Annotated in this window: 20 protein-coding genes and 1 pseudogene; 11 read left to right on the plus strand and 10 right to left on the minus strand. The window is 71.8% G+C overall.

Annotated features, from left to right (window positions below; genetic code table 11):
- Window positions 1-69 precede the first annotated feature (69 nt).
- On the plus strand, window positions 70-2,049 hold the full coding sequence (locus tag IEZ13_RS43685; protein WP_183227505.1) for a heparinase II/III domain-containing protein: 1,980 nt from the start codon (window positions 70-72) through the stop codon (window positions 2,047-2,049).
- A complete protein-coding gene (locus IEZ13_RS43690) occupies window positions 2,046-3,152 on the plus strand; it encodes a substrate-binding domain-containing protein (protein ID WP_183227503.1) in 1,107 nt (368 codons plus the stop codon). Before IEZ13_RS43685 ends, IEZ13_RS43690 begins: the two co-directional genes overlap by 4 nt.
- Before the next feature lie 360 nt (window positions 3,153-3,512).
- Here IEZ13_RS43690 and IEZ13_RS43695 read toward each other — a convergent pair whose 3' ends face one another.
- Window positions 3,513-4,487 (minus strand): ArsR/SmtB family transcription factor, encoded by a 975-nt coding sequence (locus IEZ13_RS43695; RefSeq protein WP_183227501.1) that lies wholly within the window; start codon window positions 4,485-4,487, stop codon window positions 3,513-3,515.
- Between the two features lie 55 nt (window positions 4,488-4,542).
- Here IEZ13_RS43695 and IEZ13_RS43700 point away from each other — a divergent pair, with 55 nt between their 5' ends.
- A complete protein-coding gene (locus IEZ13_RS43700) occupies window positions 4,543-5,793 on the plus strand; it encodes an MFS transporter (RefSeq protein WP_229795759.1) in 1,251 nt (416 codons plus the stop codon).
- 4 nt (window positions 5,794-5,797) lie between these two features.
- Here IEZ13_RS43700 and IEZ13_RS43705 read toward each other — a convergent pair whose 3' ends face one another.
- Window positions 5,798-6,817, minus strand: a complete 1,020-nt coding sequence (locus tag IEZ13_RS43705) for a substrate-binding domain-containing protein (RefSeq protein ID WP_229795760.1) — start codon at window positions 6,815-6,817, stop codon at window positions 5,798-5,800.
- Window positions 6,818-6,938: 121 nt separating this feature from the next.
- On the opposite strand from IEZ13_RS43705, the gene IEZ13_RS43710 reads away from it, so the two are divergent.
- Window positions 6,939-8,357 (plus strand): RICIN domain-containing protein, encoded by a 1,419-nt coding sequence (locus IEZ13_RS43710; protein WP_203834129.1) that lies wholly within the window; start codon window positions 6,939-6,941, stop codon window positions 8,355-8,357.
- Window positions 8,358-8,536: 179 nt separating this feature from the next.
- Here IEZ13_RS43710 and IEZ13_RS43715 read toward each other — a convergent pair whose 3' ends face one another.
- From IEZ13_RS43715 to IEZ13_RS43740, 6 genes are all read right to left on the minus strand, one after another.
- Entirely contained in the window at window positions 8,537-9,181 is a 645-nt protein-coding gene (locus IEZ13_RS43715) for a response regulator (RefSeq protein WP_183227497.1), read from the minus strand.
- Window positions 9,178-10,242: a sensor histidine kinase gene (locus tag IEZ13_RS43720; RefSeq protein ID WP_183227496.1), complete on the minus strand. Its 1,065-nt coding sequence runs from the start codon at window positions 10,240-10,242 to the stop codon at window positions 9,178-9,180. Before IEZ13_RS43720 ends, IEZ13_RS43715 begins: the two co-directional genes overlap by 4 nt.
- Entirely contained in the window at window positions 10,239-11,636 is a 1,398-nt protein-coding gene (locus IEZ13_RS43725) for a serine hydrolase domain-containing protein (protein WP_183227494.1), read from the minus strand. The genes IEZ13_RS43720 and IEZ13_RS43725 overlap by 4 nt, the downstream gene beginning before the upstream one ends.
- A gap of 95 nt (window positions 11,637-11,731) precedes the next feature.
- Window positions 11,732-12,697: an ABC transporter permease subunit gene (locus tag IEZ13_RS43730; protein ID WP_183227492.1), complete on the minus strand. Its 966-nt coding sequence runs from the start codon at window positions 12,695-12,697 to the stop codon at window positions 11,732-11,734.
- Window positions 12,694-13,593, minus strand: coding sequence for an ABC transporter ATP-binding protein (locus IEZ13_RS43735; protein ID WP_183227490.1), 900 nt, complete (start codon window positions 13,591-13,593; stop codon window positions 12,694-12,696). Before IEZ13_RS43735 ends, IEZ13_RS43730 begins: the two co-directional genes overlap by 4 nt.
- Window positions 13,590-13,985: a GntR family transcriptional regulator gene (locus tag IEZ13_RS43740; protein WP_183227488.1), complete on the minus strand. Its 396-nt coding sequence runs from the start codon at window positions 13,983-13,985 to the stop codon at window positions 13,590-13,592. Before IEZ13_RS43740 ends, IEZ13_RS43735 begins: the two co-directional genes overlap by 4 nt.
- Window positions 13,986-14,164: 179 nt before the next feature.
- Here IEZ13_RS43740 and IEZ13_RS43745 point away from each other — a divergent pair, with 179 nt between their 5' ends.
- From IEZ13_RS43745 to IEZ13_RS43765, 5 genes and pseudogenes are all read left to right on the plus strand, one after another.
- Window positions 14,165-14,335 carry a hypothetical protein gene (locus tag IEZ13_RS43745; protein WP_183227486.1) on the plus strand — a complete coding sequence of 57 codons (171 nt, stop codon included), beginning with the start codon at window positions 14,165-14,167 and terminating at the stop codon, window positions 14,333-14,335.
- Between the two features lie 387 nt (window positions 14,336-14,722).
- Window positions 14,723-15,106, plus strand: a complete 384-nt coding sequence (locus tag IEZ13_RS43750; protein WP_183227484.1) for a hypothetical protein — start codon at window positions 14,723-14,725, stop codon at window positions 15,104-15,106.
- Complete coding sequence (locus IEZ13_RS43755) at window positions 15,103-16,032, plus strand: hypothetical protein (RefSeq protein WP_183227482.1); 930 nt, start codon at window positions 15,103-15,105, stop codon at window positions 16,030-16,032. The genes IEZ13_RS43750 and IEZ13_RS43755 overlap by 4 nt, the downstream gene beginning before the upstream one ends.
- A complete protein-coding gene (locus IEZ13_RS43760) occupies window positions 16,029-16,427 on the plus strand; it encodes an NUDIX hydrolase (RefSeq protein ID WP_183227480.1) in 399 nt (132 codons plus the stop codon). Before IEZ13_RS43755 ends, IEZ13_RS43760 begins: the two co-directional genes overlap by 4 nt.
- Before the next feature lie 47 nt (window positions 16,428-16,474).
- Window positions 16,475-16,624, plus strand: a pseudogene (locus tag IEZ13_RS43765) (aminoglycoside phosphotransferase family protein); the annotation flags it as partial.
- Between the two features lie 75 nt (window positions 16,625-16,699).
- Here the strand turns inward: IEZ13_RS43765 and IEZ13_RS48105 are convergent.
- Window positions 16,700-16,870: an NAD-dependent epimerase/dehydratase family protein gene (locus IEZ13_RS48105; protein WP_183227478.1), complete on the minus strand. Its 171-nt coding sequence runs from the start codon at window positions 16,868-16,870 to the stop codon at window positions 16,700-16,702.
- 16 nt (window positions 16,871-16,886) lie between these two features.
- Here IEZ13_RS48105 and IEZ13_RS43775 point away from each other — a divergent pair, with 16 nt between their 5' ends.
- Together IEZ13_RS43775 and IEZ13_RS43780 are read left to right on the plus strand one after the other, a co-directional pair.
- Window positions 16,887-17,495, plus strand: a complete 609-nt coding sequence (locus tag IEZ13_RS43775) for a cysteine hydrolase family protein (protein ID WP_183227476.1) — start codon at window positions 16,887-16,889, stop codon at window positions 17,493-17,495.
- 407 nt (window positions 17,496-17,902) lie between these two features.
- The gene (locus tag IEZ13_RS43780) at window positions 17,903-19,078 is read left to right on the plus strand and encodes an MFS transporter (RefSeq protein ID WP_183227474.1); all 1,176 of its coding nucleotides are present in this window, start codon (window positions 17,903-17,905) and stop codon (window positions 19,076-19,078) included.
- Here the strand turns inward: IEZ13_RS43780 and IEZ13_RS43785 are convergent.
- A complete protein-coding gene (locus IEZ13_RS43785; protein ID WP_183227472.1) occupies window positions 19,062-19,508 on the minus strand; it encodes a MarR family transcriptional regulator in 447 nt (148 codons plus the stop codon). The two genes, IEZ13_RS43780 and IEZ13_RS43785, sit on opposite strands and share 17 nt — an antisense overlap.
- Window positions 19,509-19,531: the final 23 nt, after the last annotated feature.

Raw genomic sequence — 19,531 nt, forward strand, 5'->3', positions numbered from 1 at the left:
GCGAGGACGGTCACGGCGGGACCGCCGAAGTGATCTGATACGATCGCGTTCGATCACAGGGGAGGTCAGATGCGCGTTCCGTCAGCCGACGATCGCGACGCCTGGACGGCGGTGGACGCGGCCACCCTCCAGGCGCTCACCGAGCGCGCCCGGGCCACCCTCGGCACGCCATGGCCCACTCCCCTGGCCCACGACTTCGCCCGGTTCTATCGCGACGGCGACCGCGACACCTACGAGCAGGCCGTCTGGGCGCGGCACGAGCGACTGGCCCGCGCCACCGCCCTGGCCGCCGTCACGCTCGATCCGGTGTGGCTGGACGAGGTCACCGACGGCGTCGTCCTGTTCTGCGAGCAGAGCACCTGGTGCTGGCCGGGCCACGACGACATGCACGCACGGCACGGCTCGGTCCTTCCGGTCGTGACCGATCCGTGCGTCGATCTCGGCGCCGGTGAGGTCGCCGCCGATCTGGCGTGGATCGACCACGTGCTGGGCGGACACCTCGACGGGCACGTGCCGGGCCTGCGCGCCCGGATCCGGCACGAGGTGGACCGTCGCGTCCTGACCCCGTTCACCGAGCGGCGCGACTGGCACTGGCTGGGCCTCGACGGCCGCGTGCACAACTGGAACCCGTGGATCCACAGCAACGTCCTGATCGCCACGCTCGCCCTGGTCGACGACCCGGCCCGCCGGCAGCGGCTGATCGGCCTGATCACCGAGGGCCTCGACCGGTTCGGCGCGGCGCTGCCCGCCGACGGCGCGATCGACGAGGGCGTCCACTACTGGTGGTATGGCGCCTGCCGCTACCTGGAAGCCCTGGAGATGCTCGGCGCCACCACGGCGAGACCCGGCGTCGTCGCCTTCCCGCACCGGGTCCACCTGGGCGGGCCGTGGTATGTCAACCATGCCGACGGTCCGGCCCGCCCGTCGTACGAGCAACCGTGGCACGTCCTGCACCGGCTGGCCCGGCTCCATGGCGACAAGGAGGCCGAGGCGCACGCCGCCGCGCATCGCCGCCCCGGCGAGCCGGTCGCCCACGAGGGCCCGGGCCTCGGCTATCTGCTGCTGGCGCTCACCGACCGCGACTGGGCGGCGGTCCGGCCCGGCGGGTCGCCGCTGCCCCGCGACGTCTGGTTCCCGTCCACGCAGGTGCTGGTCGCCCGGTCCGAGGCGGGCAGCCCGGCCGGGCTCACCCTCGCCGTCAAGGGCGGCCACAACGACGAGAACCACAACCACAACGACGTCGGCAGCTTCATCGTGGCCCGGGACGGGGCGCCGGTGCTGGTCGACCCGGGGCGGCCCACCTACACGGCGCAGACGTTCGGGCCGCACCGCTACGAGATCTGGACCATGCGATCCACCTGGCACAACACACCCACTATCCGGGGTGTGGAGCAGGCCGCGGGCCGTGCGTTCGCGGCGCGGGCCGTGGTCGCCGGCGACGCGTCGCTGACCATGGACCTCGCGGCCGCCTACCCCCGCGACGACATCCGTTCCTGGATCCGGGTCGCCCGGCTGGACCGCGCGGCCGGCACGGTCACCATCCGGGACTCCTGGGAGCTGGCGCCCGGCTCCGCCGATCCCACCGTGATCCACCTGGTGGTGGCCGGAGACGTGACCGTGTCGGAGGGCCGTGCCGAGGCCGGCGGCGTGCTCATCACCTGGGCGTCCGTCGAGGCAGACGATTCCGGCGCGATGCCGCCGAACGCGGCTGCCGGCCCGGCCAACACCGACCGAAGGCCGGAAAGAGCGGAAGCTGACCCCGCGAACACCGACCTGAGGCCGGCAAGGGCGGACGCCGACCCCGCGAATACGCACACGGAGCCGGCAAGAGCGGACGCTGACCCGGTTGATGCGGGCACGGGGCCGGTTGATCCGGACGTGCGTCGCGGCGGATCATCGCCCGGTCTACCGTGCACCATCGTTGTGCGGGAGCTGGACGACCCGGTGCTGTCCGACGTGTGGGGCGACCGGCTGACACGCCTGGACATCGACGTCACCGCGCTCGGCCCCGTCGGTACTCTCGAACTGACCGTCAAGGAGACGCGGTGAGCACTTCTGACAAACGCGGGCCGTTGCAGGTGGCCCGGCGGGCGCGGCTGCTGGAGCAGTTGCAGCGCGACGGCGTGCTGCGCGTCTCCGACCTCACCGACGCGCTCGGCGCCTCCACCGTGACGATCCGCCGCGACATCGCCCAGCTCGCCTCGGAGGGCCTGGTCCGGCGGGTGCACGGTGGTGTCGCCCTGCCCAGCGCCGACGACCTGCGCGACCCGGAGCTGGACGGGCCGTCCGGCGGCAGCGTCGGCATGCTGGTGCCGTCACTCGACTACTACTGGCCGCATGTGGCCCGCGGCGCCGAGGGGGCGGCCCGCGAGCTGGATCTGAAGATCGTGCTGCGCGGGTCGTCGTACCAGACGGAGGACGACCGCCCCCAGCTCAACCGGCTGGTCGACCAGGGTGTCGACGCGCTGATCGTGGCCCCGCGGATGGACGTGCCGACCGCCCGGCTCACCATCGAGTGGCTGGCCGGCACCGGCCTTCCGGTCGTCCTGCTGGAGCGCACCGCCCACGCCGGGCCGCATCACGCCTTCCTCGAGTCGGTCGTCACCGATCACGCGCAGGGCGCCGGCATGGCGGTCCGGCACCTGACCGGCCTCGGCCACGAGAAGGTGGGCGTGGTCCTGGCCCAGCCGAGCCCCACCCGCCCGCACGTGCGCCGCGGCTGGCTGGAGGCGGCCGACGACTGCGGCCTCGACGTGACCGGCACGGTCGACATGCTGGTCCCGGACGCCCAGTCCCCCGACTGCCGGGCCGCCCTGGACCGGGTGATCGACCGCTGCCTGGAAACCGGCACGACCGCCCTGCTGGTGCACGCCGACGCCGAGGCGATCGCCCTGGTCGAACGCTGCGAGGAGCGGCACCTCTCGGTGCCCGGTGACCTGTCCGTGATCGCCTACGACGACGAGGTGGCCGGTCTGTTCAGTCCAGCCCTGACCGCCGTGCGACCACCCAGGGGGTCGATCGGCGTGGCCGCCGTCCGGCTGGCCGCCGATCGGCTCGCCGACCCGCGCCGCCCGGTCCACCGCGTCATGATCAGCCCATCGCTCCAGGTGCGCGATTCGGTCGCTGCATTGCGCCGGCCACCGGCCAAGTGACCGCAGCCGGCCTACCAGCTGCGCGATCGGTCGCCACGCCACGCCACGCCACGCCACGCCACGCCACGCCACGCCACGCCACGCCACGCCACGCCACGCCGACCATGTGACCACAACCGGCCCACCAGGTGCGCGATTCTTTCGCCGCGCTACGCCGGGCACCGGCCAGGTGACCGCAACCGACCTACCCGTCGCGACGCGCGCACCGAACGCCGGTGCAGGGGTGAGGCGTGGACCGTGGACGGCGTTCGTTGCGCGCAAGCCTGGACGCACCGGCCGAACGGCGCGAAGCCGCAGGTCTGAGGTCGCGTCGCCGACGAGCTGCGCCGGCTTCTGCCGTCACACCGGTTGGTGGCGGGATCAGCGATCCGGATGGACTGATCCGGCCAGGAGGCGGTCGCCCAGGTCGGAGCGGCGGTACAGGACCGAACGGCCGTGACGGGCACTGACCAGGAGCCCGCCGGCGCGGAGAGCGCGTAGGTGCTGGTTCACCGCGGTGGTGGTGACGCCCAGGCGGGTCGCGAGTTCGGTGGAGGACGCGGGTGTGCCGAGGCGGGCGAGCAGCCCGGCCCGGTGGACGCCGAGGAGGGCGGCCAGGGCTCCCGGGGCGGGCAGGGGTTCGGGTTGCCACAGGGTGCCGCTGCCCCGGGCCAGGTAGATGATCGTCGGCGGCTCCTCGGGGGAGATCGGGGCCGCCACCGCGGGGGTCCACATCGTCGGGACCAGAGTGAGGCCGCCCAGGGTCGGGCGGGTGTAGTGGACGTTGGAGTGCAGCCGTACCTCCACGGTGTCGCCGGTCATGGCGACCCGGTCGGACAGGCCCGCGAACATCGTGGCCAGACCGTGCTGGGCCATCTCCCGGCCGCGGTAGGTGACGTCGCCTTCCAGCAGGGCCCGCATCCGGGGCCAGTGGGCGGCGAAACACAGATCCCAGTAGCCGGCCAGTGCGGCGACGATCCGGGTGAGCGCGTCCGGGGCGCGTAACGGTGGCGGGAGACGCTCGCCGACACGGTAGAGCAGCCGCAGGTCCCGGTCGACGACGTCGGACGGGGTGGCCGCGACGGTGGCGAGTTCGTCCTCGATGCGGGTCAGCGGTGAGCGTGGCCGTGGGGTCAGGAAGTCCGGGGTCCACCGCCGTTCGTCGATGAGGGCCAGCAGCATCTCGGTGTCGAGAGCGTCGCGGGCCTGCCGCATGCGGCGGATCCACGGCAGGTGGATCGGGTAACGGCCCGGATCGCGCCAGCTGCGCAGCGACAGGACCAGCTCGTTGAGGGGTGAGACGGCGAACCGGACGCTCGCCAGGTCGGGACCGACCAGCTGGTATCGCACCGGCATGAAGCAGAACGCTACATCAATCGTTTCCTCCGGCCGGAACCGGTGAACTCCTGCCGTGTCTGTGAAACAAGTCCTCATCTGGGCCACTGTGGCCACCTCGACGGCCAAAGGGGTGATGTTCAGCGTCAGCGCGCTGTTCTTCACCACAGCGGTCGGGATCAGCCCGGCGACCGTCGGGACGGGCCTCACCGTCGCCGGGGCCTGGGGAGTGGTGACGGCGTTCGCGGCCGGGCGGCTCTGCGACCGGTTCGGGCCGCGGCGGGTGCTGCTCGTCGCGGCCACGGCGCAGGGCGGGGCGCTCGCGGCCTATTGCCTGACCCGGGGCGCCGGCATGTTCGTGCTGGTCGCCTGCGTGGCGGTCGGCGCCGAGAACGTACAGCGGACCGCGCGCGTCGCGCTGCTGGCCCGGACGTTCACCGGTCCGGACCGGATCGGGGTGCGGGCCCGGCTACGGGTCGTGGACAACGTGTCCATCGCGGCCGGAACCGGGTTCGCCGCCGTGGCGCTGGCGGTGGGCAGCCGGTCAGCCTATGTGACGGCGGTGCTGGCGGCCGCCGTACTCACGCTTGTGGCTCTGGTGCCTCTGCGGGCTCTGCCCGCTCTCCTGGAAGGCGGCGGTGACCGGCCGGCGCGGGGCGTCCGGTCACCGCTGAAGGATCGCCGGTATCTGACCGCGACCGCGCTGCACGCCGTGGTGAGTATGCAGTTCCTGTTGCTCACCGTCGGGATGCCGCTGTGGGTGACCGGCCACACCGCCGCACCGGACGTGACCGTCGCGTTGCTGTTGTTGCTGAACACCGGCCTGGTCTCGGTCCTCCAGGTCTGGTCGACCCGGCTGGTCGGCGACGTGCCGTCGGCCGGCCGTGCGGTCTTGCACGGTACGGTCCTGCTGCTGGCGGCCTGTCTCTGCTACGCGGCCGCCGGATACCCCAGCGGTGCCGGGTTCGCCGTCGCGCTGCTGGTGGCGGCGGTCGTGGCGCACAGTCTCGGCGAGATCGTCTCCGAGACCGGCGGATGGGAACTGGCCTTCGAATGGGCCCACCCGGCCGACTCCGGCGCCTACCAGGGCGTCAGCCAGGCCGGTGTGGCCATCGGCCGGGCCGTGGCCCCGGTCGTCGTCACGTCGACGGCCATCGGGCTCGGGCTGCCCGGCTGGCTGCTGCTCGGCGGCGTGTTCCTGGCCGCCGGCGCCGGAACCCGGGCACTGAGCGCTCGGCGGCAGGTGTCGCAGCCCACGCTGAGCGCTCGGCAGGCGCCGCGTACCACGCCGAGCGCACGGACGATGGTCGGCCCACGCCGGCGGTGAGGGGTCAGGCTCGGACGCGCCGGGCCAGGGAGGACTGGCGGACCACCAGTTCGGGGGCTACCAGGACGCCCTGGACCGGGCGGCGATCGCCGTCGATGAGGCGGGAGACCATCAGTTCCACGGCGGTTCGGCCCACGTGGTTCTTCGACGGGCGGATCGCTGTCAGTGGCGGGGAGGCGAGGTGGGCCACCTCGTCGTCGTACGAGACGATGGCCAGGTCGTCGGGGACCCGGATGCCCTGTTCGGCGCAGGCCTGGGCGACCGCGATGGCCTGCGGGTCGCTGTGCACGATCAGCGCGGTCAGGCCCGAGCCGACGGTGTAGCGGGGGTTCACCGCGTCGTCGGGGATGCCCAGGTCGGCGCAGGCCCGGTGCCAGCCGCGCAGCAGGTAGGCCGACGTGGGGCTGCCTCCGGACAGGACCAGGCCGATCCGGCGGTGGCCCTGGTCGTACAGGTGATTGACGGCGATCTCCAGCCCGAGAGAGTGATCGCTGCGCACCCATTCGACCTGCCGCGGAGCGGCGGTCCATCGTCTCGGCTGGCGTTCGACGAGGATGGTCGGGACCGGCAGGCGGGTGATCCAGCCGATCATCCGGTCGGCGTCCTCACCGTCCAGGCTGGGCGCGAGCAGCAGGCCCTGCACCTGCCCGGCGTCGACGAGCCGGGCGATCTGCCGCCGGTCCTCCTCCGGGTCGTAGCTGGAGCCGCGCAGCTGCACGTTGACGCCGAGCGCCGCGCCGGCCGCGCGGGCGCCGGCGACGATCGGCGGCCAGTAGAAGTCGAGTGACGGCACCACCATGCCGATCGTGAACGTGGCCGGGCGGGTGGCCCGCGGTGGCAGCGGGCGGGTCGCGGCGGGCAGCGTGGCGCCGCCGTGCACCCGATGGACCAGGTTGCGGGCGGCCAGGGCGGCGATGTCCCGGCGGATGGTCAGTTCGCTGACGCCCAGGTCACGGGCCAGATCACTGACCCGTACGGCGCCGCTGCGCCGCAGTTCGGTGAGCAGGTGCTCGTGCCGCTGCACCGAGAACAGCGTTGTTCGATTGGTTGCGTTTCCGACCGAGCGGGATCGCACCATGGCCTCACCGTTTCCGACCGTTTACGAAGACGTTACGCACATTCTTACGCATCGATCGGAGAGTCGGATGAGATTGTTCGCCGCGGTCATGGCGGCACTGGTGGCGCTGCTGTTGATGCCACCCGCGCCGGCACAGGCAGCACCGGTCACCATCACGAACGGCGTCCAGTTCACCGACACCAGCGGCGCCGGGGTGCACGCCCACGGCGGCGGGATGATCAAGGTGGGGTCGTACTGGTACTGGTTCGGCGAGAACCGCAACGCCGACGACACGTTCCGGGCCGTCTCGGTCTACCGCTCCTCGGATCTGCGGACCTGGGAGTTCCGCAACAACGTGCTCACCTCGTCGTCGGCGGCCGAGCTGGGCAGCTCCAAGATCGAGCGGCCGAAGGTCATCTACAACGCGTCCACCGGACGGTACGTGATGTGGATGCACAAGGAGAACGGCACCGACTACGGCGAGGCGCGGGCCGCGGTGGCGTCCTCGGCGACGGTCGACGGCGCCTACACCTATCACGGCAGCTTCCGGCCACTGAACCAGTACATGTCCCGGGACATCACCATCTGGGAGGACGGCGGCACCGCCTACATGATCTCGGCGGCCGACGAGAACCGGGACCTCCAGATCTACCGGCTCACCGCCGACTACCTCCAGATCGCCGCGCTGGTCGGCAATTTCTGGGACAACGCGACCCGTGAGGCGCCGGCCATGTTCAAACGCAACGGCGTCTATTTCCTGATCACCTCGGGCACGTCCGGCTGGAATCCGAACCAGGCGAAATACGCCACCGCCACCAGCATCAGCGGGCCGTGGTCCGGTTGGACGAACGTCGGCGATTCGACCACCTACGGATCGCAGCCCGCCTATGTCCTCCCTGTTCAGGGCACCTCCGGAACCAGCTATCTCTATCTCGGCGACCGGTGGGCCGGCGCCTGGGGCGGGCCGGTCAACGATTCCCGTTACGTCTGGCTGCCGATCGGCTTCCCGTCGAACACGTCGATGTCGCTCTCCTGGTATCCGACGATCACCGTCGACGCCGCCGCCGGAACGGTCACCGGGAACGCGGCCACCTATTACCGGATCACGAACCGCAACAGCGGCAAGGTCATGGACGTGGTGAGCGCCTCGATGGCCAACAGCGCCGAGATCAAGCAGTACACCTGGAACAGCGGCGGAAACCAGAGATTCGAATTCCGTGACGCCGGGAACGGCTACTTCCAGATCGTCGCCCAGCACAGCGGGAAATGCCTCGACGTGGCGTCGTCGTCCACCGCCGACGGGGCCAACATCATCCAGTACACCTGCGGAACCGGCACCAACCAGCAGTGGCAGTGGGCCGCGACCGGCAGCTATTACCAGATCAAGGCCCGGCACAGCGGAAAATGCCTGGACGTCGTCTCGTCGAACACCGCCGACGGCGCCGACATCCAGCAGTACACGTGCGGTTCCGGCAACAACCAGCAATGGTCGAGGACAACTTCATAAAGCCTTTCACCGTACGGGTAGGGCCGTCCCGCCACCTCCGCGACCGATTGCCCGGTCCCGGCCGTAGCGCCCGCTGCGGCCGGGACGCGCCGGCGTGGGGTGAGGGTGAGTGGGCAGCTCAGCCCGGCGGGCGCGGCAAGAAATTGCCGAACCCGGCCGGAATCACCCCGATCGAGTGGTCAATCCAGGATCCCGGCTTCGTGGGCGATGATCGCGGCCTGCACCCGGTTGCCGACGCCGAGCCGGGTGAGAATAGCGCTCACATGCCCTTTCACGGTGCCTTCGACCAGGTGGAGGCGCCGCGCGATCTGCGCGTTCGAGAGGCCGGCCCCGACCAGGGCGAGCACTTCCCGTTCCCGTCCGGTGAGTTCCTCCACCCGCGCCCGCGCTTCCGAAACCGGATGCAGACCATTGAGACGATCAATCATTCGTACGGTCAGGGCAGGCGAAAGGAACGCCCCACCCGCCGCGATCGCGTGCACCCCGGCGAGCAGTTCCCGCGGATTCCCCGATTTGAGCAGGAACCCCCGCGCCCCGAAGGACAGCGCCCGGCTCAGGTATTCGTCCTCCCCGAAGGTGGTCAGAACGGCCACCCCGGTCGACGGAACCGCCCGCAGGATCTCCGCACCCGCGGACAATCCGTCGAGCCGGGGCATCCGGATGTCGACCAGCGCCACATCCGGCCGATGCGCCAGCGCCAGATCCACGGCTTCCCGCCCGTCCCCCGCCTCAGCGATCACGGTCAATTCCGGATCGGTGTCGAGAATGGCGCGAACCCCTGCCCGGATGAGCATCTCGTCGTCGGCCAGCAGAATCCGGATCACCGCGCCTCCGTGTGCGGCAGCCGCGCTTCGACCTCGAAATCGTCGCCGTTCGGGCCGGCCCGCAGCGTGCCGCCGGCCAGCCGGGCCCGCTCCCGTAGCCCGGTCAGCCCGGCCCGCGCGCCGGGCGCCTTCCGTCCCCGCACCCCACAGCGATTACTCACGGTCACCGTGGTGACCCCGTCCGCGGTGCGCAGACACACCCGGACCGGCGCTCCCGGCGCGTGCTTGACCGCATTGGTGAGGGCCTCCTGGACGATCCGGTGCGCGGCCGTCCCGGCCATCGGCGGCAATGCGCGGCTGCCGTGCCACTCCAGGGTGACCGGCGCGCCCGCCCGGGCCGCGCGCTCGACGAGATCCTCGATGCTGTCCGGTTCCAGCGGCGCCGGCTCGCCGTCACGCAGCACGGTGACGATCCCGGCCAGCCGCGCGATCGCCGTGGCCGCCCGTTCCCGCAGGTCGGCGGCCGCCTCACGGTACGGTTCGGCGACGGTCAGCTCAAGGGCGCCGGCGCGCAGCGCGAGCAGGCTCAATTCGTGTCCCAGGGTGTCGTGCATGTCGCGGGCGATGCGGTTGCGCTCGTGCAGGCGGGCCTGTTCGATGCCGGCGGCGGCCAGCCGGGCCTGCTGGCACAGCGAGCGGCCGGCCGTCCACGGCAGGACCACGGTTACGGTGAGTAGCAGGGCGCCGGTGGCCGGTTCCACGAAGAGGCTCGCGACCAGGGCGACCGCGAAGACGGCCAGCGCGGGCCGGGCGTGCGGCATCCGCTGCCCGGCGAGCACGCTGATCACCACGGTCGCCGCGCCGAGCGCGGCGGTCCACAACGGCACCGCGGTGGTCAGGGCGAGCGGCAGGGTCACACTCGCTGCCGCTCCCAGGATCAAGGACACGAGAGGGTACGCCCGAAGCACGGCAGAACTCACCACCGGCCCGAGCAGCGCACCGCTCGCGACCGGCCACGGCAGCACCCCGAACCCGGTGGCGACGGCGACCAGCAGCACGGCGAGCAGGCCGATCACCCAGGCGGGCGCTGGACCCCGCCAATCCCGCCACACACGCGTCATGCTTTCACGTTCTCCTCGGCCCGGGCCACCCGGCGCCGGCGGAACACGGCCGCACCCCTGGCGACGATCGTGGCGGCGTTCATGCCGGCGGCCGCCGCGCTCCACAGCACCAGCATCGGGACCACGTACACCACCTGGAGGAACGTGATGTCCCGCCCGCCGCCGACACCGGCTCCCAGGATGTACGGCAGGCTCACGAACAGGGCCACCGGCAGTGCTCGCGGCACCAGGCGCAGCAGGGGCAGGCGACGGTCCGGCCAGGTGGCGGCACCGCGCAGGCGGCGGATCCCGAGCAGCACGGTCCCGGTGGTGAGGGCGAGCAGCACCAGGTCGGTGATCAGCCGGGTCGGCGCGGGGGTGCCCGGATCGCCGCCTTCGAGCAGCCGGGCCAGGTCGCGGGCGAGGGCCGGGGTGCCCCCGGTGGCCAGGCTGAACCCGCTGTCTCCCAGGACCGCGACCCCGTACCCGGACGGCCTGATCAGGGCACTGGCCGTGTAGGTGAACCAGATGCCGTCGTGCTTGATCGTGCCGTCGTCGTCGGTGTTCCAGCCCATCGCGTACGAGTGGTCCGGCCCGGACGGCGTGCGCATCGCCGCCATTCCGGTCGCCGACAGCACCCGCGTCCCGTGCTGGGCGGCCAGCCACCGCCCCATGTCACGTGCTGTGGTGATCACGCCGTCCGATCCGCCGACGAACCGGGTCGGCTCGACCGCGCGCATTGACACGCCCACGGCGTACACATGTCCTGTCTTGACTTGATTCGGCAAGTCACGCGGCGTCTGATCAATGTTGATGGTGTCGGTCATGTCAAGTGGTGTGAACACGTTGCGTGTCAGGTGGTCGCCGAACCGCTCCCCCGTGACGACCTCCACGAGGCGGGCCAGGAGGTGGTAGTTCGTGTTCGTGTACGAGTAGTCGCTACCCGGCTCGCTCGCCGGCGTCGCGGCTTTCGCCCGCTCCGCGGCCCCGGCCGGCGACGACGGCTGCGGCAGGCTCTTCTCCCGCAGCGTGCGGTCGGTGATCCCGGACGTCTGATGCAACAGATGACGTACGGTGATGCGCTCCGGAAGCCCGGGAAGGTGCTCGCGGATCGGCGTGTCCAGGGTGAGCCGCCCCGCCTCCACCAGCCGCATGACGGCGAGGGCGGTGAACGACTTGCTCAGCGAGGCGATCGGCATCAGGGTCCGGTCGGTGACGTCCCCGTAGCCGGCCGTGTGCAGCACCCGGTCACCCTTCGTGATGGCAACCGCCACACCCGGGTAGCCGGACCGGGCCGCGAACCCGGTCACGAGCCGTTCCACCGCACCGGTGTCGAGGTCCGGGACGGCCGAGGCCGGTGCCGCGGGGACGGCCAGCGTGACGGCGGTGATGACGAGGATTCTGTTCAGCCACATGCCGGTAGACGCTAGGAATCCGGGCGGTCCGGCACAGGACCCGATCGACACCTACGCACCCCTGACCTTCGTCAGGTCCACCGCCGAGGCCGGCGCTAGATCATGCGGCGCCGGACCCGCCACACCACCACGCCGATCAGGACCGCCGCGACGGCGGCGAACAGGGCCGCCTCGATGAGCTGGAACGTCCAGAACCGGTCGGCCGGGTGGTAGACCGAGAACTGCTGGATGCCCCGCGCGTGCAGGAACTGGTTGAGGTGCGTGCCGGCCCGGTCGGCGGCGGCATCCAGCTCGTAGTACTCGGTCCAGCTCAGCCTGCGCCCGGTGGCGTCTGCGTAGCCGTGTTCGATCATCCAGTCAGCGAAGCCGGCCACCGCCTGGTCCTTCGCGCCGCCGACAGGGACCGGCTCCATGGTGGTGAGCGGCGTGGCGTACGCGGGACGGGCCAACAGCGCCACCGACATCCGGGCGGCGAGGAACGCCCCGAACGCGACACCGAACGCGGGCAGGCTGCGGCGCAGGATCGCCCCGGCGGCGGTGGCGACGCCGAACGCGAACAGCGCGTACGCCACCGGGACAAGGCCCTCCAGGTCGAAGGCGTCGTACTGGAACCGCCCTTCCCACGCGTCGAACGGCTGACGGAACCAGGTGAGCACCGCGGTGAACAGCGCGGTGAGCGTGACGGTGACGCCGGCCAGTGCCCCGAGCTTGGCGGCCAGCCAGCGCATCCGCGGCACGGCCTGCGTCCAGGCGAGCTGCCAGGTGCCGTCCTCCAGTTCGCGCGCGAGCAGTGGCGCACCGAGGAACGCACCGATGACGACGGGGACCAGGTAGAAGCCCGCCAGGAGGTTCTCGACGTACCCGTACTCCTCGTCGAGCCGGCGGAAGGAGGCCACGCAGGCCTCGTTGACACCGGCCTCCCCCGCACACCGGGCGGGACCGCCGGGGAACAGGTCGTGGGCCTGCGTCCCGAGCACGAGCAGGGCGATGCCGAACACGCCGACGAGCAGACCCAGGACGCAGACCTCGGTCCGGTGCTGGCGCCAGATCAACCACGTCATGCCGCCACCCCCGACGTGACCGCGGCGCTCGGCTCGAACGGCCGGCGCAGGTACGCCAGCACCAGGTCCTCCAGCGCGACCGGCTGGGCCTGCCAGCCGGGTGCGGCCGGGAGCGCGCCGTCGCGTACCAGCAAGGTCGTGTGCCGGTCGCTGTGGACGGCCTCCACGACGGTGCCGGCCCGGTCGAGGTCGGTGGCCGTGCGCGGGCCGACGAGCAGCCGGTGCTCGGCGAGGAGAGTGTCGATGTCACCGGCGAGCGTGACCCGGCCGTGGTTGAGCACGATCAGGTGGTCGCAGACGCGCTCCAGCTCGTGCACGAGGTGGGAGGAGAACAGGACGGTCACCCCGCCTTCGGCGACCGCGCCCATGAGGACCTGGAGGAACTCGTGCCGGGCCAGCGGGTCGAGACTGGCCACCGGCTCGTCGAGGACGAGCAGGTCCGGCCGCTTCGCCAGGGCCAGGGCCAACGCGACCTGGGCCTGCTGCCCGCCGGAGAGCGTGCCGGCCCTGCGGTCGAGCGGGATGCCCAGCTTCGCCAGCCGGCGCTCGGCCAGCCCCTGGTCGAACCGCAGGTTGCAGGCCCGGCCGAAGCGGAGCATCTCGGCGACGGTGAAGCGCTTGTACAGCGGGTGGTCCTGGGCCAGGAACCCGACCCGGGACAGAGTCTGCGGGGTGCTGGCGGTGACGTCGTGGCCGAGGACCTCCACCGTGCCGGTGCTCGGCGCCAGCAACCCGACGACCATGCGCAGCAGCGTGGTCTTGCCCGCGCCGTTCGGCCCGACCAGGGCGATCACGCCGCCCGACGGCAGGGCCAGGGTGCAGTCGCGCAGCGCCCAGCCCTTCCGGTACCGCTTACCCACACCGTCGGTGCGCAGCGCGAACTCGGTCGCTGTCACGCCACTTCCTCATTCCTCGTCTGCTGGTGGACGGAGGTAAAAAGCGCGTCGACCGCCTGCTCGTCGAGGCCGGCCGCGTAGGCGCGGCGCAGCCAGGTCGTCAGGCCGCGGCGCAGCGACGTGTACGTCGAGGCCGACATCACGGCCGACTGCTGTTCGTTGACGAACGTGCCCTGGCCGGGCCGGCCGGTGACCAGGTTCTCCTGCTCCATCTGCCGGTACGCCTTGGCGACGGTGTTCGGATTGATCGCCAGGTCCTCGACCACCTCGCGGATGAGCGGGAGACGGTCACCGGGTTGGAGAAAGCCCAGCAGCACCGCCTGGCGGACCTGCTGGACGAGTTGCAGGTACGGCGGCACGCCGGAATGGGTGTCGAGCCGGAAGACGAACACGGAAGCCCCTTACTGCTTTGCTAGTACCCTAGTAAAGCAGTAAGTCGCCGGTCAAGAGCGCTGCCGTGGCACTGGGCCGGGGTGACCGAGGGCAGGGGTGCGGGCCGCGCACGAGTGGACCCGGAGGCACTCTGCGCGAATCCGGGTCGCGGGCGGCCGGGCGGGATGACGATGGGGGTATGGACGAACCAAGGCCCCAAGGGGAATCACTCAAGATTCACGGGGACAAGCTGGCCGGGGCGTTCCGGCGGGAGAAGCCGGCCGACGCCGAGCGGGAGGTGACCCGGATGCCACGGCACCCGGCGAGCCGGGCGCGCGGCTCGATGGACACCGCCGCCGGACGGAGCTGACCACCGGGTGAGTGGGCAGCTCAGCCCGGCGGCGGCCCGCGGGCCGGACCCGGCAGAAAGGCCGTGCGGTAGGGCGGGACTGATCAGTCACGTACGAAAATAGGTGTTGAGAACGCGCAACCGACCAGGCCGGACGACCGGCCGGGGATCCGCCGCCGGGTGGCCGCCCGGGCGGTGCCGCCACCGTGTCCGGTTCCGCCCGCCGCCCGAGGATCATTCACAAATCCTGAAACCCCCTTTCTCGTACGTGGTGGGCGGAGGAGCCGCCGGACACCGCGAGCCGAGCGCGCCGGCACGGCCGTGCCGCGCCCGCCGGGCGTGAGCGCGCCGTCGCGCTCACGGCGTTTACAGTGGAGCTCCGCTTGCCGCCGCACGACGGGAGGGCCTGTGAGCGTACTGACCGATCTTGCCCGGAAGCTGCTTCCCCGGCTGGGCCTCCTGGTGGACCATGCCGAGGCCACCCGGCTGACCGACGCCATCGAGCAGCTCCTGCGCGAGCACGACAAGGGGGTGGACGTCGACACCCGCCTGGCCGAGTTGTTCTCGTCCGTGCCGGCGATCGAGCGCCACGTCTCCGACGCGCTCTCCGACCCGCGCATCCCGCAGAAGACGCCCTACGAGCCGCTCGCCGGTGACGGAGCCGGATCGTCCCTCCAGCGGTACGAGTGCCCGTACGGCCCGCATTCGACCTGGTTCCGCAGCTCGCTCTCGCAAGAGGTGCCGCTCTGTGCCGAGCACCAGATCCCGCTGCGGCTGGTCCCCGGCCGATGATCGACGCGATCGGCGAGGCCGTGGCCGGGCACGTGGTCGAGCGGGCGCTGACCAGAATCGGTCCCGCCCTGATCTTCTGGACCGGCGGGGCTCTGGCCTGGCTGTCCACCAACGGCGGCTGGGAGAGGCTGCTCGCCCTCGGCGCCGACGCCGCCGAGCTGCCCGTCCTGGCCGTGCTGGCCGTGGTGGCGCTGGTGCTGGCCGGCGCCTACGCCTCCACCGCGCTGGTCACCCTGCTGACCCGCCCGGTCCTGCGCCTGCTGGAGGGTTACTGGCCCCAGCCGCTGCGCCGGTCCCTGGTCAACCGCAAGGTGAAGCGCCACGAGGCTCTCACCGACCGGCTGAGCGAACTGGAGGCCAAGCGGCAGGACCCGCCGGCCGCCGGCACCGACCTCGATCAGGTCCACGCCGACTACGCCCGCTGCGAGCAGCGGCTGCGGCGGCTGCCCAGTCCCCGGTGGATGATGCCGACCCGGCTCGGCAACATGCTGCGGGCCGCCGAGACCCGGCCGTACGAGAAGTACCGCCTGGACACCCCCGCCGTCTGGCCGCACCTGTGGCTGGTGCTGCCGGAGACGGCCCGCACGGACATCGGCGCCGCCCGTACCGGCCTGGACCGGGCCGTCGCGGCCGCCGTCTGGTCGCTGGCGTTCGTGTCGTTCACCGGCTGGAGCATCTGGGCGCTGCCGATCGGCCTGGCCCTGACGGCCTGGGCGGTCCTGCTGTGGGCGCCGTACCGTGCCGCCCGCTACGCCGACCTGCTGGAGGCGGCCTTCGACCTGCACCGCACCACCCTCTACCAGCGGTTGCGCTGGCCGCTGCCGACCAACCCCGACGACGAACGGAAGACCGGCGCGGCCGTGACCAACTACCTGGTCCGCGGCCTGGACGGCCCGCAGCCCACCTTCACGGCGGCCGCCCCATGACCGAGATCGACAAGATCGCCTGGATCCACCTGGTCGACGGCCGGGTGCTGAGCACCCGCTCCCGCGGCAGGGACGTGTACTACCTGCCCGGCGGCAAACGCGACCCCGGCGAGACCGACATGGACACCCTGGTCCGCGAGATCCGGGAGGAGCTGAGCGTCACGATCGACCCGGCCACCGCCCGCCACCTGGGCACCTTCCGGGCCCAGGCGCACGGGCACGCGGCCGGCGTCACCGTCCGGATGACCTGCTACACCGCCCGCCACGAGGGCGCCCTGCACCCCGACAACGAGATCGAGGAGATCGTCTGGCTGGCCCACGACGACCGCCCCCGAGTCTCCCCGGTCGACCGGCTGATCCTCGACCACCTGCACACCGAGGGCCTGCTCCCGTAGCGGTGAATTCGGTGTCGCCGCCGCTCGCTGTCGCGTATGAAGGGGCGGTGAGCGAAACGGAACTGCGCGGTGGGAACACCGTCGGGGCGGCACGGATCGGCGACGTGGTGCACAAGCGGGCGGCACCGTGGACACCGACGGTGCACGCGGTGCTGCGCCATCTGGAGGCCGCCGGCTTCGACGGCGCCCCGCGGGCCACCGAGGTCGAGTCCCTCCCCACCGACTTCTGGCGCCCGGCACCGCACCCGGGAGCTCGCTGACGGGCGCCTCGCTCACCCGCGCCCGGCTCGACCTTGGACGTTCGACCACCGAAGGCGGTGGGCGAACGTCCAAGATCTGGGGACGCGGCGGCGGACGGTGACCCGCCAGCCGTCGCGGAGGAGGTGGCGGGCGACGGCACGGCCGATCAGGCCGGTGCCGCCGATGACGAGAGCGGTTCGCACCGTTTAGGTTGTACCGGTGACCGATCACGTCGCGCCACGTTGGGGATCCTCGGCCCTCGTCGTCATCGACATGCAGGCCGACTTCGCCGCGATCGGCGGCACGGTCGAGGTGGCGCCCCGGGTGGACGAGCTGGCGGCCGCGTTCCGGCGAACCGGGCGGCCGATCGTGCACATCGTGCGGCTGTACCCGCCCGGTTCGTCCGATGTCGATCTGCCCCGCCGCGGGACGACCACGATCGTGGCGCCGGGCACGCCGGGCGCCGGGCTGCTCGCCGGACCGGCCGCACCGGTGGGCCTGGACACCGGGCTGCTGCTGAGCGGACGGCCGCAGGAGATCGGCGATCACGAGATCGTGCTGTTCAAGCCACGATGGGGCGCCTTCTACCGGACCGTTCTCGAGCAGTGGCTGCGCGACCGCGGGGCGGACACGCTGGTGGTGTGCGGTTGCAATCTGCCGAACTGCCCGCGGGCGACGCTGTTCGAGGCGAGCGAGCGCGACTTCCGTACCGTTCTCGCCACCGACGCGGTGTCGCAGACCAGCGCCGAACGCCTCGCCGACCTGGCCGGGATCGGCGTCACCCTGACCACCACCGCGGAGATCACCGAACGGCTGAGCGCGACCTGAGCGCGGCTCAGGCCGATCACAGCGCCTTCCCCGAGGATCGAGAGACAACGATCCCTTTGGTACGGAGGAAGCGATACCCCGGCCCCAAAGAGCCCCGGCCGCCGGAACATTGCCGGTGCTTTGCCTGCCGACCGCACCGGCGCCGAACCCGAGTCGCACGTCTTCCGTCTGCACGGCTCAGCGCCGGACGACGTGGTCCGCTTCACGGGGGGACGCCATGCTCTGGTGACGTAGGTGGTCGGCGACACCGGCGGACAGGACGGCCGGAATCGCGCTGCTCCGGCGTACCGAAAAGGTCGATGAGCGCGGATCGGAAAATGATTTGACGTCGCCGATATTCTGATCCTCCGTGCTTGCGGTAGGTGAGCCGGGAGGGGCCCTGCCCTTCTCGACACACAGGAGCCGCAATGCGCCGGGCGCCCGCCCTCTCCTTCCTGCTCGTCACCGTCTTCCTCGACATGCTCGGCCTCGGCCTGGTCGTGCCGATCCTGCCCGCCCTGATGACGGCCGTCGCCGCCGACGTGACGGCGGCCGCGTTCTGGTCCGGGCTGCTCGGCTCGGTGTACGGGCTGCTCCAGTTCGTCCTGTCGCCGCTGCTGGGGCGGCTCTCCGACCGGTACGGGCGACGCCCGGTCCTGCTCGTCTCGCTGGCCTGTCTCGGCGCGGACTGGCTGGTCCACGCCGTCGCGCTGAGCCCGTGGCCGTTGCTGCTGTGCCACGCGCTGGCCGGGGCATTCGCCGGAACGAACACCGTTGTCAACGCGTACATCGCCGATGTCACACCGCCGGATGAGCGGGCCCGGGCGTACGGGCTGATCGGCTCCGCCTTCGGTCTCGGCTTCGTGGCCGGGCCGGTGCTCGGCGGGCTGCTCGGCGCGGTCGACGTGCGCCTGCCGTTCTTCGCGGCGGCCGCCCTGTCGCTGGCGAACGTCGCCTACGGCTGGTTCGTGCTGCCCGAGTCACGGCCCGGCGACCGCACCACCGCGCTGACGCTGCGGGCGAGCAACCCGGTCGGGGCGATCGCCGTGGTGCTGCGGCGGCCGGTGCTGGGACGGCTCGCCTACGCACGGCTCTGCTCGGACGTCTCCCGCATGATCTTCCAGTCGGTGTGGGCGTTCTTCCTCACCTACCGGTTCAGCTGGAGCACCGCGCACGTCGGCACGGTGATGGCGGCGTCCGCGCTGGCCGGGGCGCTCTTCCAAGCCCGGGCCGTCGGCCCCGTCGTCCGGCGGCTCGGCGACAAACGCGCCGCGGTGGGTGGCGGCCTCGTCAGTGCCACAACCCTTCTGGGTACGGCGTTCGCCGCCGAACCGTGGCAGCTCTACACGATCCTGGCCGTCGGGGTGCTCGGCTCGGTCGGCGGGGCGGCCGCCCAGTCGTGGATCTCCCGCACCGTGGGCGACGACGAGCAGGGCACCGTGCAGGGCGCGCTGACCGGCATCGGGGCGGCCGCCGAGACGGTGGTGCCGGTGGTGGCGGGAGTCGTTTTCGGATCGTCACTGGCGTACGGATCAGCGGGTTTGATCTTCGTGGTGGCCGCCGCGTTCGCGGCCTGGTCCGTGCTGATCACCGCACGTTGCTGATCATTTTCTGCAGCACCCGCAGCGTGGTCACGTAGTCGGCGTCGTCGATGCCCTCGTGGATCCGGGCGCGGATCGCGGGGGCGTGGCTCTTCATCCCGACGCGTGCCGCCTCGCCCGCACCCGTGATCCACCAGCGGCCGTCGCCGTCGACAGTGAGATGGCCGCGGTCGCGCAGCACCTCCGCTTCGGCGGCGAGATCGTCCTCGGGCCGTAGGTAGTCGCTCATCGCCTGCCGCAGCTCGGGGACGGTCCGGCCGCGCCCGTCCGGGGACAGATCGTTGACGGACAGGTTGCGCAGGAGCCAGAACTGCGGCTGGGTGAATCCGGCCTCGGCCTGCCGGGCCCGGGTGAAGGCGATCAGCGCCTCGTAGGCGACACCGGTCCAGTAGGCGGCGGGCTGAGCGGCCAGTTCGGCATCGGTGCGGTACATGTTGACGACGCTATGACCTCAAC

Source organism: Actinoplanes campanulatus, assembly GCF_014647795.1.
Lineage (GTDB): Bacteria > Actinomycetota > Actinomycetes > Mycobacteriales > Micromonosporaceae > Actinoplanes > Actinoplanes campanulatus.

Bases quoted from the DNA above. Each gene is read 5' to 3' on its own strand.
- IEZ13_RS43685 (WP_183227505.1), top strand. From the start codon at position 70: ATGCGCGTTCCGTCAGCCGACGATCGCGACGCCTGGACGGCGGTGGAC.
- IEZ13_RS43695 (WP_183227501.1), bottom strand. From the start codon at position 4,487: ATGCCGGTGCGATACCAGCTGGTCGGTCCCGACCTGGCGAGCGTCCGG.
- IEZ13_RS43710 (WP_203834129.1), top strand. From the start codon at position 6,939: ATGAGATTGTTCGCCGCGGTCATGGCGGCACTGGTGGCGCTGCTGTTG.
- IEZ13_RS43720 (WP_183227496.1), bottom strand. From the start codon at position 10,242: ATGACGCGTGTGTGGCGGGATTGGCGGGGTCCAGCGCCCGCCTGGGTG.
- IEZ13_RS43725 (WP_183227494.1), bottom strand. From the start codon at position 11,636: ATGTGGCTGAACAGAATCCTCGTCATCACCGCCGTCACGCTGGCCGTC.
- IEZ13_RS43730 (WP_183227492.1), bottom strand. From the start codon at position 12,697: ATGACGTGGTTGATCTGGCGCCAGCACCGGACCGAGGTCTGCGTCCTG.
- IEZ13_RS43745 (WP_183227486.1), top strand. From the start codon at position 14,165: ATGGACGAACCAAGGCCCCAAGGGGAATCACTCAAGATTCACGGGGAC.
- IEZ13_RS43755 (WP_183227482.1), top strand. From the start codon at position 15,103: ATGATCGACGCGATCGGCGAGGCCGTGGCCGGGCACGTGGTCGAGCGG.
- IEZ13_RS43760 (WP_183227480.1), top strand. From the start codon at position 16,029: ATGACCGAGATCGACAAGATCGCCTGGATCCACCTGGTCGACGGCCGG.
- IEZ13_RS43780 (WP_183227474.1), top strand. From the start codon at position 17,903: ATGCGCCGGGCGCCCGCCCTCTCCTTCCTGCTCGTCACCGTCTTCCTC.
- IEZ13_RS43785 (WP_183227472.1), bottom strand. From the start codon at position 19,508: ATGTACCGCACCGATGCCGAACTGGCCGCTCAGCCCGCCGCCTACTGG.